Genomic DNA, 541 nt, shown 5'->3' on the forward strand with positions numbered 1-541 from the left:
ATCGTTAATCTGAGTTGTGAGCTGATCCTTGGTATTATTTAACTTGGTGTTGGTATCAGCAATCTGGTTACCAAGGTCTTTCTTGGCATCATTCAGATTCTTGTTGGTATCCGCGATCTGATTACCTAAATCTTTTTTCGCATCATTTAACTGATTATTCGTGTCATTGATTCTGCCATTTAAGTTCTCTTTGACTTTAGTGAGCTGATCAACATTTACAGCATCTTTGGCATTTACACCATCGGCTACATTGGTAATGTGTTTGCCGCCAGCATTGATGCCTTCTTTGGTAATGCTTGGACCTTCTTTAATAGTCAAACCATTCGTATTTAATGTGGTGTTGCCAGTAGTAACACTGTCAAACTTCGAGTCTTTTAACAGTTCAATCTGAATACCATCTTTGGTAGTACGGGTAATAACGTTCTCCCCGCTAGTCGTAGCCGCCGGAGTTGACGCAGCTGCACCACCTACAATGTTGAGCTTCTCACCAAGTTTACGATGTACATCTGCACCGCTATTGCCAGCAAAGTTTAGACCTTTA

At 41.0% G+C, this 541-nt stretch carries 1 pseudogene; it reads right to left on the reverse strand.

The annotated features are described in order from the left end of the window. Positions 1-541: pseudogene (locus R5R67_RS19550) on the reverse strand (hypothetical protein); the annotation flags it as partial.

Source organism: Acinetobacter sp. OYA S30, from assembly GCF_033599315.1.
Classification (GTDB): domain Bacteria; phylum Pseudomonadota; class Gammaproteobacteria; order Pseudomonadales; family Moraxellaceae; genus Acinetobacter; species Acinetobacter baumannii.